General features: G+C 59.5%; 14 protein-coding genes. 2 read left to right on the top strand and 12 right to left on the bottom strand.

Annotated elements, in window-relative coordinates:
- Positions 1-6 precede the first annotated feature (6 nt).
- From EL361_RS13695 to EL361_RS13645, 11 genes are all read right to left on the bottom strand, one after another.
- Entirely contained in the window at positions 7-828 is an 822-nt protein-coding gene (locus EL361_RS13695) for a histidine racemase CntK family protein (RefSeq protein WP_126380464.1), read from the bottom strand.
- Positions 825-1,634, bottom strand: a complete 810-nt coding sequence (locus EL361_RS13690) for a sugar phosphate isomerase/epimerase family protein (protein WP_126380462.1) — start codon at positions 1,632-1,634, stop codon at positions 825-827. Before EL361_RS13690 ends, EL361_RS13695 begins: the two co-directional genes overlap by 4 nt.
- A gap of 24 nt (positions 1,635-1,658) precedes the next feature.
- Complete coding sequence (locus EL361_RS13685; protein WP_232034789.1) at positions 1,659-3,425, bottom strand: M99 family carboxypeptidase catalytic domain-containing protein; 1,767 nt, start codon at positions 3,423-3,425, stop codon at positions 1,659-1,661.
- The gene (locus EL361_RS13680; protein ID WP_126380458.1) at positions 3,391-4,107 is read right to left on the bottom strand and encodes a hypothetical protein; all 717 of its coding nucleotides are present in this window, start codon (positions 4,105-4,107) and stop codon (positions 3,391-3,393) included. Before EL361_RS13680 ends, EL361_RS13685 begins: the two co-directional genes overlap by 35 nt.
- Positions 4,108-5,382, bottom strand: coding sequence for a L,D-transpeptidase family protein (locus tag EL361_RS13675; protein WP_126380456.1), 1,275 nt, complete (start codon positions 5,380-5,382; stop codon positions 4,108-4,110).
- 7 nt (positions 5,383-5,389) lie between these two features.
- On the bottom strand, positions 5,390-5,998 hold the full coding sequence (locus tag EL361_RS13670) for a hypothetical protein (protein WP_126380454.1): 609 nt from the start codon (positions 5,996-5,998) through the stop codon (positions 5,390-5,392).
- The gene (pyrE, locus tag EL361_RS13665; RefSeq protein ID WP_126380452.1) at positions 5,982-6,545 is read right to left on the bottom strand and encodes an orotate phosphoribosyltransferase; all 564 of its coding nucleotides are present in this window, start codon (positions 6,543-6,545) and stop codon (positions 5,982-5,984) included. The genes EL361_RS13670 and pyrE overlap by 17 nt, the downstream gene beginning before the upstream one ends.
- Position 6,546: 1 nt before the next feature.
- Positions 6,547-7,845, bottom strand: a complete 1,299-nt coding sequence (gene purB, locus EL361_RS13660) for an adenylosuccinate lyase (RefSeq protein WP_126380450.1) — start codon at positions 7,843-7,845, stop codon at positions 6,547-6,549.
- A 97-nt stretch (positions 7,846-7,942) separates the two neighbouring features.
- On the bottom strand, positions 7,943-8,308 hold the full coding sequence (locus EL361_RS13655; protein ID WP_126380448.1) for an FmdB family zinc ribbon protein: 366 nt from the start codon (positions 8,306-8,308) through the stop codon (positions 7,943-7,945).
- A gap of 432 nt (positions 8,309-8,740) precedes the next feature.
- Positions 8,741-10,690 (bottom strand): molybdopterin biosynthesis protein, encoded by a 1,950-nt coding sequence (locus EL361_RS13650; RefSeq protein WP_126380446.1) that lies wholly within the window; start codon positions 10,688-10,690, stop codon positions 8,741-8,743.
- Positions 10,691-11,005: 315 nt separating this feature from the next.
- Complete coding sequence (locus tag EL361_RS13645; protein ID WP_126380444.1) at positions 11,006-12,235, bottom strand: molybdopterin molybdotransferase MoeA; 1,230 nt, start codon at positions 12,233-12,235, stop codon at positions 11,006-11,008.
- 310 nt (positions 12,236-12,545) lie between these two features.
- On the opposite strand from EL361_RS13645, the gene EL361_RS13640 reads away from it, so the two are divergent.
- Entirely contained in the window at positions 12,546-13,400 is an 855-nt protein-coding gene (locus tag EL361_RS13640; RefSeq protein ID WP_126381496.1) for a glycine betaine ABC transporter substrate-binding protein, read from the top strand.
- Between the two features lie 114 nt (positions 13,401-13,514).
- Here the strand turns inward: EL361_RS13640 and EL361_RS13635 are convergent, their stop codons facing one another.
- A complete protein-coding gene (locus tag EL361_RS13635) occupies positions 13,515-14,156 on the bottom strand; it encodes a hypothetical protein (RefSeq protein WP_126380442.1) in 642 nt (213 codons plus the stop codon).
- Positions 14,157-14,371: 215 nt separating this feature from the next.
- Here EL361_RS13635 and EL361_RS13630 point away from each other — a divergent pair, with 215 nt between their 5' ends.
- Positions 14,372-16,096, top strand: coding sequence for an aldehyde ferredoxin oxidoreductase family protein (locus tag EL361_RS13630; RefSeq protein WP_126380440.1), 1,725 nt, complete (start codon positions 14,372-14,374; stop codon positions 16,094-16,096).
- The last annotated feature ends 163 nt before the right edge of the window (positions 16,097-16,259 follow it).

The following is a 16,259-nucleotide window of genomic DNA, read 5'->3' as shown; positions in this document are numbered from 1 at the left end:
GCCTTTCTATAAATATGTGATGCCCTTGGCGATGACCTCGACCCGTCCCGAAATCCACGCATCACTGAATCGCCCCGTGGACTGATCATAATCCACTCGCGCTTCAATGCTCTGACCACTGGGCTGTAGTACCCGAACACACACAGGACCACCCTGCTGGCAGGCCAACAGCTGGGTCAGGGCCATGGTACCCGAGCCACAGGCGGTTTCCAGATGCGTGGTATTCGTCTCGCGGACCCAGACCACCGGGCGGATGCTGGGTAAGGCAAGGCCCCCGGAATACCAGATACAGCCCACGGCGTCGCGTTCCCCGAGGCCATGCGCAGCCCGCAGGCGTGCGGCGGCGTTGATGGGATCAACCGGACAGGAATGCTCGTCCTCGTCCAGAAGCAGGTGAGTGATGCCGTCCAGTTCGGCCAGGGCAATCCCGGGAGCCAGATCACTGATGCAGGCACCGTCCTCGCGCACGGGCATCTGCACGGCAGTGGAGAGCGCTCCGTTGTCGCGGCTGACACGCACATCAAGATCGTCCTCTACCCCGGACACGGAAATGCTCCCCACATCGTCCAGGTGGCCCTCCAGGGCCAGCACAGCGGTCAGGCAGCGCGCCGCATTACCGCAGAATTCACCACCCATCATGTCCAGCCTCGGCGTTCCGCCGTTCAGGGACACGAATCCCACCTGCTCGGCCTGCAGATGCAGCGGGTCCATGAATCGTGCGGCCAGAGCCGGATGATCGGCCACGGGCAATGTCTCGGCATCCATAATCAGAATGGTGGTATTGCCACCGGGAGAGAGCTTGTAAAATCGATAGGGGCGTGAACTCATGCGTTTTTCCCAATGAACCAGTCGGGGTGCTCGGTCATGAAACGGCTGGAGTGCTCGTAGTCCTCAAGGGTATGCGGCTCCAAAGTCATGGACGGGGTCCGCCCGCTTCGGGTCAGCGTCGCAAACAACTCGTCAAAGGGAATGGAACCCTGCCCAAGGCCCAGATGCTGATCCCCGGAACCGTCGTTGTCATGCAGGTGCAGATGCTTCAGGCGTGGCCCCAGAGCCATCAGCCAAGCCTTCAGGTCACGGCGTTCACAGCCTCGGGCAAAGCTATGCCAGTGCCCCAGGTCCAGACAGGCCCCTGCACGATCTTCCGGCAACCGGGAAAGCAGGTCCAGTATGGGCTGGCAGGCTGTTTCATAGGTGTTTTCCAGACACAGCAGCGGGGCGCTTTCATGGCCTTCCAGCAACCCGGCCCAGGTGCTGGTCGACGTCTCCAGCCATTCCTGCTCCCTGCATCCATCCATGCCCGGCACAAAACAGGCGTGACCCACCATGTGCGCGGCCCCGTATTCAAGAGCCAGGCCCATGGCCCTGTCCAGCCGCTCGCGGGTCACAGCCAGAATCGCGGGATCGGAGGCACCGGGGCGCAGATCCATGAATGGCAGATGCACTGCACAACGCAGCCCGTCCTCGCGCAGGCGGCGGGCCATGCGCTGGTGCCAGCGCTCGGACAATTCGTCCAGGGCAAAGGCATTGATGCCCAGCTCCGGGTTAATGCCCTGCTCCAGAAACAGGTCGAGATACGGCGCTCCTCTGGCGATGGAGGCCAGGGGCAGATTGACGAAAACGGATGGAGGCATGAGTGTTCCGGTGGTGTAACGCGACTACTGAGCCGCCAGGGTCATCCGGCCGATGGGCCGAAACGTGGTGGCCTGACGCAGGGTGATGGTGGTCTCGAGACCGGGAGCAACGGTCACACCGCCGCCCCAGGGCAGGGGTCTGCTTTCGTTGGTGGCCAGGACTTTGTCCTTGGGGCCATTGCTCCACAATCCTTCCAGGGTATAGGTCCCTGCGGGCAGAACATATCGGCCTTCACCGGTCCAGGGCACGATGATCCGGTCGCCATCCTCGCCCAACAGGCCCAGTGCGGACACGGAACGGGGCACAAATCGCACCTTGAATTGTGTCTTGGGCTCGCCCGGAGTCTCGCGCACCACCCGGCACAGCCAGGAAGAACCGTCTTTGGCGGCCTTGACATAGCGGCCAATGAACGCACCGGAGTCCAGGACAATCTCCTGCCCGGCATCCTGACCGTCGTTGCGGCGGGGTTGGCTGACATATCCCTTGAAATTAAGCACTTCTTCCTGATCCTTGCGGCTGCCCCAGACCCCTTCAAGCACCAACTGGTCACCCTGCACAGCCTCCAGCACACCGTCCGCCGGCACGAAGCGGAGCTTGCCGTTCAACCAGCAGGCAAACAGCGGGGCCGCCCCCTTTGCCACAGGGGTACCGGGAGTCGGAGCCTTGTCCTGCCATTGACCCTGCCAGGCCACATTGACACGCGAGACCCTGGTGCCATCGGCCCGCACATCCAGTCTCCCGAAACGCGACAGGGCCAGCCGGGGCGCCGAGACCATATTCAGATCAGGACGATCCGAGGCAAACACGGCAGGAACGGGGTCAAAAGTTGAATCCCCGGCGTCTTCCACCGTCACGGCCACAGTCCCTCCAGGGGCCAGAGGCAGCGTCAGATCCTTGCCCGGTATCACGGGCAGGCCATTGACGCGCAAACGCGAAGCAGTGCGTGCATAACGATCCACTTCCTGTTCGGTGAACTCGGGCAGACGCAGCTCGACGCCATACTGCTCCAGAGTCAGGACCGTGGCCCTGAGCTGTTGCAGAACCTTCCAACCCAACTGGCGGATGTTCTTGCTGACCTCAATGGCCAACGCAGGAATCCCGGCACTGGACAAGGCATGGAAAGTCAGTGACTTGCGCTGTTCGGGATGCGTGGTGTTGTTGGCAAAGGTGTTGGTATTGAACAGCTTGAACTGGTAGGCGGGCACAATGGAATGATTCAACTGGCCCAACACCGACGTGGCGACCTGGGCCAAATTGATGCGCCCCTCGAAAACCGGGGTATCAATGATGATGGACTGGCCATAACGGCGAGGGTTGCGCAATCCGTCCACATAGGTGGGATGATAGAACCCACTGCCCTCGTGCAAGTGCACGAAGGCATCGCTGCGCTTGAGCAAGAAACGGATCACCCGCGCCAGGCGATCTTCATAGAACGTATTGTAATCCTGATCGAAACGGCGGTTCAGATCGACATTGATCTCGCGCTTTCCGGCCAGAACCGTGGGCACGTTGGCCCGGGGGATGACAATCAGGTTGCCCCGTATGACCTCGGCATGGGTCAGAATCTGTGCGGTGAGATAGCCCGAGACCTCATCGCCCTGGATGCCGCCCTGGACCATGACCGTAGGTCCGGGTTCGGTGCCCTGGATGAAGTGGACGGTGAGGGGATACTGGGTGCCACTGAAAAACGTATGTCGCCGGGGAGCATCCCCGGCGAAGGCAACCGTGCTGACCACCAGAGCGGCCAACAGCAGGCTAAGACATAACGTAAGACAGCGGATAGGTTTCACTGAAAATAACCTTGCCTGAAGGATCCTTGATGACCAGGCGCAGCCCGAACACATCCGGGAGGGTCATCTTCTGGGGCAGGGTAAAGGTGGTGCTGATCTGCTTGAAACGCTGAATCTGGAAGACCATGTCGTTGCTGTTCAAGGCCAGGGAGCGATTCTTGCCCTCGTTGGTCACAATCTCGAGACTGGCTCGGCCCGATACGGTCTCTTCGGTCTGAAGATTATTCAGGTTGAAAGACAATCTGAGTTTGGAACCGATGGGCTTGATCTGAAGGTTGTCCACCTTGACACTCTGGGTATCCACACGCTTGAACACCGTACTCAGATTCACCTTGGGTACAGGCTTGGCTGCGGGATGCGCGGTAGTGGGCTCGGCAATGACATTCCCGAACAGAGCCTGCAGCTCTTCGGGATCGTTTGATTTCAAAATCTTGTCGACGTTCTGGAGGCGTTCCAACTCAATGCGGGCTTCACGCAATTCGCGCTGGGTCTCGGACAGCTCTTCGGTCAGGGTTGTATTCTGCTTCCAGTAGGTCAGGCCAAAGTACCCACCCAGGCCAGCCACGGTCACCAGCAGAATCAGGACATACAAGGCCATCTTCAGCCATGCAGGACTCATGCGAAACCGTTTGACCGGGCTGTTGTCCCGCATCATCAGCACATTATACTTGGCCTTGGACATCTAGATGGCCCTCCACTCTTCGCGAATGATCTTCCAGCCCTCATCGGTGGGCCTCAGGACCAGGTGCTTGACGCCTTTGTCCACAAAGCCGTTATCCGCTTGATACTGCTGTTCAAATGTAACGGCAACACCCTCTGAAGTCAGGGAGTAGCGCTTGTCCTGACCAAAGGCAACCTTTTCGGGTTTGGCGTTCTGCCAGAGCGCTGCCTTGTGCTCCTTGATGGAGGACACGCCCAGCCGCTCACCCTGCTCGGCACCGTAGGCGTAGTATCCGAGATAGGCATCCATCTCGGCATTCTCCCAGGCCTTGCGCCAGGCTTCGACAACCTCTCCGGCCTCGGCGCTCACTCGCTTCAGATAGACGTCGTCCAGAGTTCGCGGAGTCTGAACCCACTCACGCCCAACGATGCGCAGCTTGCCGTCGGAACTCCGCTGCCAGTAGAGGCGTTTGATGCCTTCGCTGACCATGCCGGGAGTGCGGTAATACTGTCTGAAATAGGTGACCACGTAATCCGGCCCGGGGACAACACGCACGTCATGGGTCATGACACGAATCCAGTTATGACGCTGGAACAGCCTGTGCTTGCGGGTCTTGAAAGCTGCGTAGGAACCGCCGTGAGCCTGATCGTATTTGATGGGATCGTAAAACTCGAAGAACTCATCCGAACGACGCTGCCAGGCATTGGCCCAGGATTTGACGCGCTCAACGGCCTCGTTCAATTCGGCGGCGTCATCCCGATCCTGACCAGTGGCAACGTCGAGGTGCTTGGAGATGACAACGGGCAGGCCGGGAGTAAGGTCATCGGCCAGATTGCGCAGGTCGGGCGTATTCAAGGCCACGCAGCCCTGGGTATCCCTGGGCAGGAGCTTCTTGCCCCGGCCATGGACCCAGATGCCGTATCCGGTCTTGCCTTTGATCTTATCCACGGGATTGGGGAAATTCAGGGGGTAGGCCAGATCGCCATACAGCGTCCAGTCCAGCTTGCGATGCAGCTTGCCCTGGATGAAATAGACACCCTCGGGGGTCTTCAGGTCGCCTTCTTCCAGCTTGTCGCCGGGGCGTTGACCCGTGGCACAGGGGTAGCTGCCGATGACCCGCAGCGGAGACTTGTGACCATAAATGAAAAAGGTCTGGGCATCCTTGTCCACCGCAAGAAACTTTTGCGGCAGAAGCGGATGCCCTGCAAGCTGTGCCTCCCAGCCCGAGGCGGCTAGCGCCTGGGTCGCACACATGGCCATGATAGCCAATACGGCGAAAAGTCTAACGATCCTCACGCCACCCCTACTTGAATTCTTCCCATCCCAGCTCCACTCGGCCAGCGGGCCCGGAAACGACCAGCTTCAGGGGACCGGGGGCCATGCGCTCAAAGCGCAACCCGTAAAATTTCTGCCACCGATTGAAATACGGAAAAAACGTACCCAACTTGCTGTCTGGCCACGCCTTGCCCTTCAACCGCCGGATTTCCTGGGGGTATAGCTTGTTTTCCCCCTGGAGTGCAAACACCTTCCACTGCTCATCCCTGACGGAAAGCTTGCCCACCTCAAGGGTCGGACTTTCAAGGGCCAGGACAATCTCGGTGAAGGCCGCATGGGCGTCCCGCTGAATGACCAGGCCCCGGGCAGCTTCGGCGGCTGTCTGGGAATAGGTATCGGCGTAACGGGCGGCAAAGGCCTCGCGCCAGTCCAAGGACTTGGCCGTGGCCGTGGCCGCAAAGGCCAGATTGACCCCATCATAGACGGCGGCCCTGCGGGTCCAGTCCTTGGTGGACAGCACGTACGGGTCATTCAAATCCGACCAAAGCAGGTCCTGGGCCGATTTTTCCGTCAACTGGCAGGCGGTCATCGCCAGTCCCGCCAGAATCAGGATGAATATTCTAGAGAGCAGCCGCATTGAGCAATTCGCTCCTGATGAAAATGGACTTCAAGGTGTATCCGGCCTCGGCCAGGGCCTCTCGTCCGCCTTCTTCCCGATCGAGCACACTGATGACACCGGCAATCTCGAGCCCCGCGTCCTTCACCCGCTGGCAGGCCTTGATCAGGGTGCCGCCGGTGGTGACCACGTCCTCGAGCATCACGACCTTGTCGCCAGCCTCGAAGTTGGCCAGACCTTCCAGATACTGGTCGGTGCCATGGCCCTTGGACTTCTTGCGAACGATGAACCCGGGCAGGGGGCGTCCTTCCAGGTGCGAGACCACGGTCACCGAAGAAACCAGTGGGTCTGCACCCAGGGTCATGCCTCCAACCCCGTCGACCGTAGCATATTCCTTGAGGATTTCCAAAAACAAGCGACCCAGCAGATAGGACCCTTCAGGATGCAACGCGGTCTGCTTGCAATCAAAGTAATATTCGCTCTTCTTGCCGGAGGTCAGGGTGAAATCCCCTTCCTTGTATGATTTCTCGATGAGAATCCTGGCCAGCTTCTTTTTCAGTTCCTGCATTCTAGTCTCCGAACACCCTGTTGAAAATCATGTCCTCTTGTCCGAGGTAGTAGCCGTAGTCGAAGATTTCATCCAGCTGCTCGGGGCTGAGCACGGCGGAAATCTCGGGATCCTTGCGGGCCTCGTCCGGGAACTGCAACCCTTCGTCCCAGCAACGCAAAGCCACGCGCTGAACCATCTCGTAGACCTTCTGGCGCTCAAGATCGGTCTGGGAGAGCATCTCCATCAGTACCCGCTGCGAGAAGAACAGCCCGAAGGAACCCTTCAGATTGCGCTCGACATTGGCGGGGATGATGCGCATCCGCCTGAGCAGCCCGGAAAGACGGTTCAGGATGTAGTTCATCAGACCCGTGGAATCGGGCATGATCACGCGCTCTACCGAGGAATGGCTGATGTCGCGCTCGTGCCACAGGGCCTGGTTCTCCATGGCGGCCAGGGAGTTTGTCCGCACCAGCCGGGACAGGCCCGTCAGGTTTTCGGCAGAGATGGGGTTCTTCTTGTGGGGCATGGCACTGGACCCCTTCTGGCCCTTGGAGAAGCCTTCTTCCACCTCGCGCACCTCGGTGCGTTGCAGGTGGCGAAGCTCCACGCACAGGCGCTCCACGCCACCGGCCAGACCGGCCAGGGCGGTGAAGAATGCGGCGTGGCGGTCACGCTGGATGATCTGGGTGGAGATGGGGTCCACTTCCAGGCCCAGGATCTCGCAACTGATGCGCTCCACTTCGGGGTTCAGGTGGGCATAAGTGCCCACGGCCCCGGAAATCTTGCCCACACGCACACCATCGGCAGCACGCAGGAAGCGCTCCTGATGACGCTTGAATTCGGCGAAGTACCCGGCCAGTTTCAGGCCATAGCTGGTGGGTTCGGCATGGATGCCGTGGGTGCGCCCCATGCAGAGCAGCCCTTTGTGCTCGTAGGCCATATCCTTCAAGGTTCCCAGAACGGTCTCGATATCCCGCGCCAGAATCTCACTGGCCCGGGACAGGAGCACACCATTGGCGGTGTCACCGATATCCGAAGAGGTGCATCCCAGATGGATGAAACGCGAGGACGGGCCGACCTTTTCTTCCACGGCCGTCAAAAAGGCAATGACGTCGTGCTTGGTCTGCTCCTCGATCTCGAGGATGCGACCCAGGTCGAAATCCGCCTTGTCGCGGATATTCTTCATATCCTCGTCCGGGATCACGCCCAGGCGATTCCAGGCTTCACAGATGGCTATTTCCACTTCCAGCCAGACCCGGAACTTGTTTTCCAGGGTCCACAGCTCGCTCATTTCGGGGCGGGTGTAGCGTTCGATCATTGGGGAATCCGTCGGGTGGTTCGGGGTTGACCGGCAGGAACAAGCCCTGTCCGGTGGTGGCTGCAAAAAAAAAGGCAGCGTGAGCTGCCTGGCGCCACTAAGACTGCGCCGCTGAACTGTCCGCCTTGGAGGCGGTGCCTCCACTGGCTGCGGGCGGGGTGCTCGATTCGGATTTGGACTCACTGCCTGCGGACGAAGTGTCTGCCTTGGCAGTGCTCTTGTCACCATCACCGTTACCGCCAGAAGCGGCATCGGAGGTGGCGCTGCCGCTCCCGGTGCTGCGCCCATTGGCGTAGTCGGTCACGTACCAGCCCGTACCCTTGAGCACGAAAGATGTATTGGAAATGATGCGCTGGGCCTCGCCGCCACAAACGGGGCAGGTGGCCTCGACTTCATCGTGATTGCGCTGCCATTCTTCGAAAATCTGCTCGCAATCCTTACAACAATATTCGTAAATCGGCATTGTGTTCTACCTAACCTCCACGGCAATATGCTCTAAGCCCATGAGCTAAGCACGCCGCGAAAGGGTGTCAACCTAGCGTCGTCAGTGAATATAAACAGGGCGCCGGAACAGCGAAACGAACGGGACGCCTTCCTGGCCGCCCCGGCGCAAACAATAAACCGGAGTTAAGCCTTGGCAGCCTTGGCTTCGCGGATACGTTCCTTGATGCGCTCTTTTCTGCGTTTGCGGCGACGATCCAGTTCCTTGGCGCGTTCGTGTCTCTTGTGCTTAGCCATATCTATTTCCTCCAAAGTAAATTTATAACTCGTGTCAAAAGAGGGCGTATATCCATAAACCATAGGCCTTGTAAAGGGTCAATACGTAACCCGGCCCGAGGCTCCATGCGATTGTGCACCCCATCAAGGTCCATACCGGCCTGCTTTGCCAATGATTCTAAACGCCCAGCCCCATGCCCGGCTCCATGACCAGCCCGGTCAGTGTGGTTTCGTACCCACCCAGTTCCATAATACCTGCCTTGAACTCCGCAGTACGGATCAGTTCCAGCACGGCCTGGACCTTGGGGTCGTCCAGAAACGCCGTGGGAATGAGCAGGTCATAGCGTTCACGAGCCAGAGGTGCGAAATCCAGCTTCAGGGCCCTGGCAGCAGCCATGATGCCCAGCCCGCAATCCGCAGCACCGGTCAACACGTTAACGGCCACGGCCATATGCGTGAACTCTTCCTTGTCGTAGCCCGTGACATCCGCGGAATGGATGCCCGCCTGCTGCAGATGGTGATCCAGCAGGATGCGTGTCCCCGCGCCGCGCTGGCGGTTCAGAAAACGCACGTCTTCGCGGGCCAGAGCCTGCACCGAGTTGATATCCTTGGGATTACCCGGAGCCACGATCAGGCCCTGATGCCGGATGGCAAGGTTGACCAGAGTTACATCCAGGCCCGGCAGATACCTGTCTGTGAACGGAAAATTGTAATCCTCGGCATCGGGCTCGAACAAATGCGTCCCGGCCATGTGACAGGAGCCGTTCTTCACGGCCATGAGTCCGCCCATGCTGCCCACATGGGTCGAAGCCAGGCGAATGGGATGATCCAGCCCCATCAATGCATCCGCCAGCAAATCCAAGGTGTTATCGTGGCTGCCCACGGCCACCAGGATACGATCCAGAGCCGCACCGGGCACCAGCAACTCGGCCTCCACGGTCTGACCGGCCTCCACGCCCTCGGAATTGGCCGGGATACGGGCCATGCCCTGAGCACGGGTCAGAGTGGTGATCATGCCCGCACCGCGTCCCAGAGGCGTGGCCACGTACTTGCCCCCCACCTTGCCGATGGACAGGCGCAGAAATTCCTCCATGCCCAGCTTGGAGGGCACCCGCCGTGTCAATTCGGCCTCGACCTTGGGCCTGCGCTTGGCAAATTTCCGGGTCATCCAGGCCGCCAGCGGGGCCAATAATTCCTCAAAGCAAACCACCGCACTCACAGGGTATCCGGGCGCACCCACTATGAGTTTCCCGCCGTACTCGGCATTGGCCACGGTAAGCAGCGAGGGCTTGCCGGGCATGGCCTTGATACCGTGCACCAACACCTGCCCGAAGCGCTCCATCGTGGCGCGCGAATAATCCTTGGCTCCGGCGCTGGACCCCGCACCGATGACCACCACATGCGCGTCGGACTCAAGAGCCTGCTGCACGGCGGCGCCAAGGGCCTCGGGCTTGTCCGGCACGGGCGGAACGCGCACGGCGTCAATGCCCCAGGCCTTGGCCAGGGACATGAATATCTGCGAATTGCTCTCCACCACCTGCCCGGGCTCGGGTTTGGGGCGGGTCTCGAAGTCCAGCACCTCGTCACCAGTGGGGATGATATGCAGCTTCAAGCGCTCGTAGCAGTCCACATCCCAGATGCCCGCGGACAGAAGCGCACCCACGTCATAGGCCGACATCACGTGATTCTGCGGGATGAGCAACTCCGTGGCCACAATATCCTCACCGATACGCCGCACATGCTGCCAGGGGAAAGCCGGAGCCTCGATGCTCACGCGACCCTCTTCCCGAGGCACCACGTTCTCGATCATGATCACCGCATCCATCCCCGCAGGCAGAGGATTGCCCGTGTTCACAGGGATGTATCCCTCACCCTGAATCAACTCCAGAGGCTTGTCGTCACGCGCCCCAAAGGTGGCTTCGGCCTTGACCGCAATGCCATCCATGGCGGCGCTGTGATACGTGGGCGATGACAATTCGGCATACACTGCGTGTGACGTAACCCGTCCCGCAGCCTCGTGCACAGGCACGGACTCCACGCCCACCAAGGCTTCGCGGTCCAATGCCGAGCGCACCCTGTCCAGGGCTTCGTCGATGGGGATTGTGTCCAGATAGATATTGCGTTTCATGGATGCTCCAGATTCGGGATAGGGTCACGGGCTGTCGGACACCCCGCCTTTTCAACAAGAAATGTTATGCTCACTGTGGCAGATTAATCGCCTTAAAACCAGTCAACAGGTCGGCCTCATAAGTACACTGAAAATCGTTCACTTCAGCGCCGTTTTAAAAAGGCCGAATGCCCGGCCGTCACTTCTTTCCGCGGGGCGTTCAAAAAGGGTTGGATGCTAGACGCAAAAGGGATTCAAGACCGACAAGTATTTAACATACTCAATATTTTCAACTTTTTGAAACAACAACGCAGACGGCCCTTTTTCAACGCCCCATCAACTCAATAGCCAGACGTCAACAAGTGTTCCAGCCTCCAACCCCTCGCTATCCGCAGGAATGCACACCAACCCATCGGCCAGGATCATGGTCCGCAGCAGCCCGGACTTGCCCAGAACGGGATGCGCTTCACCGGCTTCCAGCCTTACTCGCACATAGTCTTCACGACCAGGCTTGGAGTGGATATTGCGCGCCAGGCGGGCGGGGAAGGTGCGCCTGCGCGACACATCAAAAGCCTCGGGCTCGCCCTGGACATGACGCAGATATGGGCACCCAAAAACCAGCATGACCACCTGAGCCGAGGTCACTTGACCGGGCAGGCCCCACACTGCCTTGCGGCCCACACGAGCCAAAATGGTGGGTTTCCCAGGCGACACGGCCACTCCGTGGGCCAAAATTTCGGAATCAGGCAGAACCTCGATGACGGCTTGGGTCAGATCGCGCACCCCCATGGAGGAACCACCGGAAATAAAGACCATGTCGTTCTCGTCCACGGCCCGGGCAACCGCCTGGACCAACGCCTGTTCCTGATCGGGTACCAGCCCATACAGGGTGGGCGTTCCCCCTGCCACAGCAATGAGCGCGGCCAGGGCGTGGGAGTTCACGTCGCGCACCTGTCCGGGACGCGGTGTTTCGGTCACGGGCACAAGCTCGTCTCCCGTGGAGATGATCCCGCAACGCGGACGGCGATAGACCATGACCTCGGCAAAACCCAGTGCGGCCAACAGCCCGATTTCCTGGGGCCTCAGCACGGTCCCGGCACCCAGCGCCGTCTCGCCGGACGTGGCGTCCTCACCACGTCGCATCACGTTATCGCCCGGAGCCGATGACTTACGAATTTCAATGGTGCCTGCACCTAAATCGCCAGTGTGCTCGACCATGACCACAGCGTCCGTGCTTTCGGGCAGGGTTCCTCCCGTAACAATGCCCACGCACTGGCCCGGTTCCAGAACAACATCCACAGGCTCGTCAATGGCCAGATCGCCAACCTTGTCCAGATACGCAGGATTGGCTTCGCTGGCACCAAAAGCGTCGCGGGCGCTCAGGGCAAAACCGTCCATGCATGAGCGATTGACCAGAGGCAGATCATGAGGCGCCACAGCGCTCGTGACCAGCACTCGCCCACGGGCCTCGGCCAAAGGAACCGTCTCTGCCTCCAGGTGCGGAAAATTAGCCAGCAGCGCGGCAAATTCGACCGGGCTGACTACGTTGAAGAATCCGTCTTTCACAGGGCCTCCAAAGGTCCGTTTGAAGTGAAGCTGCAAGATTATCTCAACAACGGGAAAAAGCAAACAACGACCGGGGTGACTCACGAATCGGCACCGCCCTTTCACCGATTTCGGACCGCAATTCTCTGTGTCTTAAGCTGAATCCCGTGGTTGTATTCTGGCACCATCCAATCGTGATATGTCAGGTTGCACTATAAAATTTCGTGCCGTAGGGTGCGCCCCCTCTACGTGAACGTATTACTTCCACAGATCATTGATCTGCGGCGGTACAATACCGAACATTAACTCAGGAGAGATATTCGTGAATGTCATGACGCTTACCGCCAAGGTGGTCCAAGCAATACTTTTGGGGCTGTTCGCCATAACAGCCATCATGACCGGTTCCGCCCAGGCGGGCGACAAGGTCGAACTCGCCTATGTGGAATGGGCCGAGACCGTGGCCAGTACCTCTGTGGTACAGACAGTCTTGCAGGACCTCGGCTACGAGGTGGAAACCATCCCCGTAAGCGCCGCCGTCATGTGGCAGGGCACCGCATGGGGCAATGTCGACGCTTTCACGGGTGCGTGGCTACCCGTGACCCACGGCGACTATCGGGACCGAGTCGGCGACAAGCTCGACTATCTGGGCAAGAACCTTGAAGGTGCGCGTATCGGCCTTGTGGTTCCGGCCTATGTCGAACTGAACTCCATCGCAGATCTGCGCGGCAAGGAGGACATGTTCAAGGGGTTGATGATTGGCATTGATCCTGGAGCAGGCATTATGAGCAAGGCCGAACTCGCCATCAAGGAATACGATCTCGACATCGAGTTGATGGGAGGCAGCGGCGCAACCATGACCGCCGTCCTCAAGGAGAGCATAGAAAAGGGCGAACCCGTCGTGGTTACCGGCTGGACACCCCACTGGAAATTTGGCCGATGGGATCTGAAATACCTCGACGACCCCAAAAAAGTCTTCGGCGATGCCGAATTCATCGGCACATACGCCCGCAAGGGGCTGGCCGAAGACATGCCCGAAGTCTACGCCGTGCTGGATGCCTTCCACTGGACTCTCGACGATTGCCAGCAGGTCATGCTCTGGGCCCGCGACATGGAGCCGGAGGAAGCCGCCCGCAAATGGGTTGACGCCAACCCCGACAAGGTCGCCGCCTGGCTGCCCAAGAAATAGCACGGTCCACACGCCGTCAGAACGACTATTCAAGGCTCCGGCGCTATTTGCTCCGGGGCCTTTTTCGTACGCGAGGCAGAAACACAACGCCAGAACGCACGAAAACGGCCCTGCCTACTTCCCGCCATTGATGATCTGCAAAAAACGAACGCACCCTTCTTCCGGCGGCGGCAACGTGGACAGCACATCAGTGGAAACAGCAACGCCGTCCAGCTTCGCCTGCACCACACAGGACCAGAACTCGGCAGGCGCATCATGAACAACGCGTTGCCACCCCCGACCATCAAGCCCCACACCCAGAGCCATGAACTGTGGCGCCGTTTCCCGGGCAATAAAATTAAATAGCCGAACGCGGATCAACCCCGCTCTTTCGTCGCAGTCTCCATCACACTGAAAGGTAATGCCTTCGCGATAGACGGCAATGGCGTTGTTACGGCCCATGGTAATGCCTGCCACACCGGGCATGGCGCTGGACAGGGACAATTCGTTGCCATTGCCCACGGGAGCGGCGTCCAAGTCGTCCACGGGATGTCCATCCAGAAATATAGCCCTGATGCGATCATCCACGTAGGAGGCATCCAGCCCAACGAATTCCGTGAGCAAATCCATGACACTCATGGCACCGGGAACGCGCAGCAGAAACCCATCATGCAACGCCAAGGCCCAGGCCCGGGCAAAGCCCCCGGCATCATCCGGCCTCAGGGTCAGGACCAACCGCTCTTCGGATTCGGACTTGTTATGCTTCTTTTTGCTCATTGAACAGCTCGTATAGTTTGTTATGGTTGTCACTGGTTGCTTCTGGTTGGGACAGAAACACCAAGTGACATATCAGCCTTCAAATCAGTCAAAGAAACACATTGTAACCATCTAGGTTTCTTTGACATTCACTATGCATGGGCATAGATGCTAATGAGTTGTAGCTGTGCGTGCAATCACCAATTTACGATACTTAATTTGCAGGAGGGTTCAGTATGAGCAAACTACTTCGCATCAACACCCGCAAGCGGACCTTCACCTTTGAAGAGATGGGCGAATACGCCGGCCTTGGCGGCCGTGCTCTGACCTCGCGCATCGTCAACAAGGAAGTCCCCGCCGACTGTCATGCCCTGTCCAAGTACAACAAACTGATCATCGCCCCGGGCATCCTGACGGGCACCACGGCCGCCAACTCCGGCCGTATCTCCGTGGGCGCCAAAAGCCCGTTGACCGGCGGCATCAAGGAGTCCAACTCCGGTGGCGTTGTCTCCCAGAAGCTGGTCAAGCTCGGCATCGGCGGCATTGTCCTTGAAGGCAAGCCCGAGGCCGACGCCCCGTTCATGACCATCAAGATTGACAAGGACGGCGTCACCATCGAGGACGCTCCAGGCGATGTGCTCACCGACAACTACGCCTACGCCAAGATTCTGGACGAAAAATTCGGTGGCAAGGCCTGTGTTGCACTGGCCGGCCCTGCCGGTTGCCAAGGGCTGAAAGCCTCCACCATCCAGTTCACCGACCCCGATGGCCGTCCGGCCCGCTCCGCTGGTCGTGGTGGCTTGGGTGCCGTCATGGGCTCTAAGAAGGTCAAAGCCCTGATCGTGGACGACAAGGACGCCCCGCGCGTGGAATACGCCGACAAGGACGCCTTCAAGGAAGCCAGCAAGAAGTGGGTGAATATCCTGAAGGGCCACCCCGTCACCGGTGAGGGCCTGCCCGCTTACGGCACCGCCATTCTGGTGAACATCATCAACGAGGCTGGCGCTCTGCCCACCAAGAACTTCCGCGAAGGCCGCTACGAGCACGCCAACGACGTGTCCGGCGAGACCATGGCTGCCAACATCGAAAAGCGCGGCGGCAAGACCAAGGAAGGCTGCCACCCCGGTTGCATCATCCAGTGCTCCCAGTGCTACAACAACGCCAAGGGCGAGTACGTGACCTCCGGGTTCGAGTACGAGACCCTGTGGGCCTTCGGTCCCAACTGTCTGGTCAATGACCTGGACCTCATCGCCGAGATGGACCGCACCTGTGACGAGAAGGGCATCGACACCATCGAGATGGGCAACACCATCGCCATGGCCATGGAAGGTGGCCTGCTCGAATGGGGCGACGCTCCCGGTTCTCTGGCCCTGTTGAAGAAGGTCGGAACCAACGATCCGCTGGGCCGCATGATCGGCAACGGCGCAGTCTTCACTGCCGACGCTTACGGCGTGGACCGTGTGCCCGTGGTCAAGAATCAGTCCATGCCCGCCTATGACCCCCGTGCGGTCAAGGGTGTTGGCGTGACCTATGCCACCACCACTCAGGGTGCGGACCACACCGCCGGATACGCGGTCTGTCAGAACGTGCTCAAGGTCGGCGGCGACGTCGATTCCCACGGCAAGGAAGGCCAGATCGAGACCTCCAAGGCTCTGCAGATCGCCACCGCCGCCGTAGACTCCGCAGGCCTGTGTCTGTTCGTAGCCTTCGCGGTGCTGGACAGCGCCGAAGCCCTGGACGTTGTAGCCGACATGCTCTCCGCCCGCTTCGGACAGAAGTTCACCGTGGCCGACATCCTCGGCCTGGGCGAGTCCGTACTGCGCGACGAGCAGGACTTCAACGAGCGCGCCGGGTTCACCGAAAAGGACGACCAACTGCCGCGTTGGTTCAAGGAGCAACTGCCTCCCCATAACGTGTCCTGGGACTTCACCACCGAAGAGCTGCAGGGCGCCAAGGTCTAAGGCAACACAGCCAATACAATCAGACAGCCCGGTCTCCGCAAGGAGGCCGGGCTTTTTCGTGACATCGCCCCATGGCAGATAGCCAGAAGGCCAGAAACATGATTCACGTCAGGCGTATGCCCGCAACGACCCTCAGCAGGCACACAAAACAAGCTATCAGCCC

Source organism: Desulfovibrio ferrophilus, from assembly GCF_003966735.1.
GTDB classification, from domain to species: Bacteria; Desulfobacterota; Desulfovibrionia; order Desulfovibrionales; family Desulfovibrionaceae; genus Desulfovibrio_Q; species Desulfovibrio_Q ferrophilus.
The sequence above is the reverse complement of the archived record's forward strand: the minus strand, read 5'-3'. Positions and strand labels throughout refer to the sequence as shown.

What these genes read in the sequence shown, in the direction of transcription:
- EL361_RS13695 (WP_126380464.1), bottom strand. Translation starts at nt 828, where the DNA reads ATGAGTTCACGCCCCTATCGATTTTACAAGCTCTCTCCCGGTGGCAAT.
- EL361_RS13690 (WP_126380462.1), bottom strand. Translation starts at nt 1,634, where the DNA reads ATGCCTCCATCCGTTTTCGTCAATCTGCCCCTGGCCTCCATCGCCAGA.
- EL361_RS13680 (WP_126380458.1), bottom strand. Translation starts at nt 4,107, where the DNA reads ATGTCCAAGGCCAAGTATAATGTGCTGATGATGCGGGACAACAGCCCG.
- EL361_RS13670 (WP_126380454.1), bottom strand. Translation starts at nt 5,998, where the DNA reads ATGCGGCTGCTCTCTAGAATATTCATCCTGATTCTGGCGGGACTGGCG.
- pyrE (WP_126380452.1), bottom strand. Translation starts at nt 6,545, where the DNA reads ATGCAGGAACTGAAAAAGAAGCTGGCCAGGATTCTCATCGAGAAATCA.
- purB (WP_126380450.1), bottom strand. Translation starts at nt 7,845, where the DNA reads ATGATCGAACGCTACACCCGCCCCGAAATGAGCGAGCTGTGGACCCTG.
- EL361_RS13655 (WP_126380448.1), bottom strand. Translation starts at nt 8,308, where the DNA reads ATGCCGATTTACGAATATTGTTGTAAGGATTGCGAGCAGATTTTCGAA.
- EL361_RS13650 (WP_126380446.1), bottom strand. Translation starts at nt 10,690, where the DNA reads ATGAAACGCAATATCTATCTGGACACAATCCCCATCGACGAAGCCCTG.
- EL361_RS13640 (WP_126381496.1), top strand. Translation starts at nt 12,546, where the DNA reads ATGACGCTTACCGCCAAGGTGGTCCAAGCAATACTTTTGGGGCTGTTC.
- EL361_RS13635 (WP_126380442.1), bottom strand. Translation starts at nt 14,156, where the DNA reads ATGAGCAAAAAGAAGCATAACAAGTCCGAATCCGAAGAGCGGTTGGTC.
- EL361_RS13630 (WP_126380440.1), top strand. Translation starts at nt 14,372, where the DNA reads ATGAGCAAACTACTTCGCATCAACACCCGCAAGCGGACCTTCACCTTT.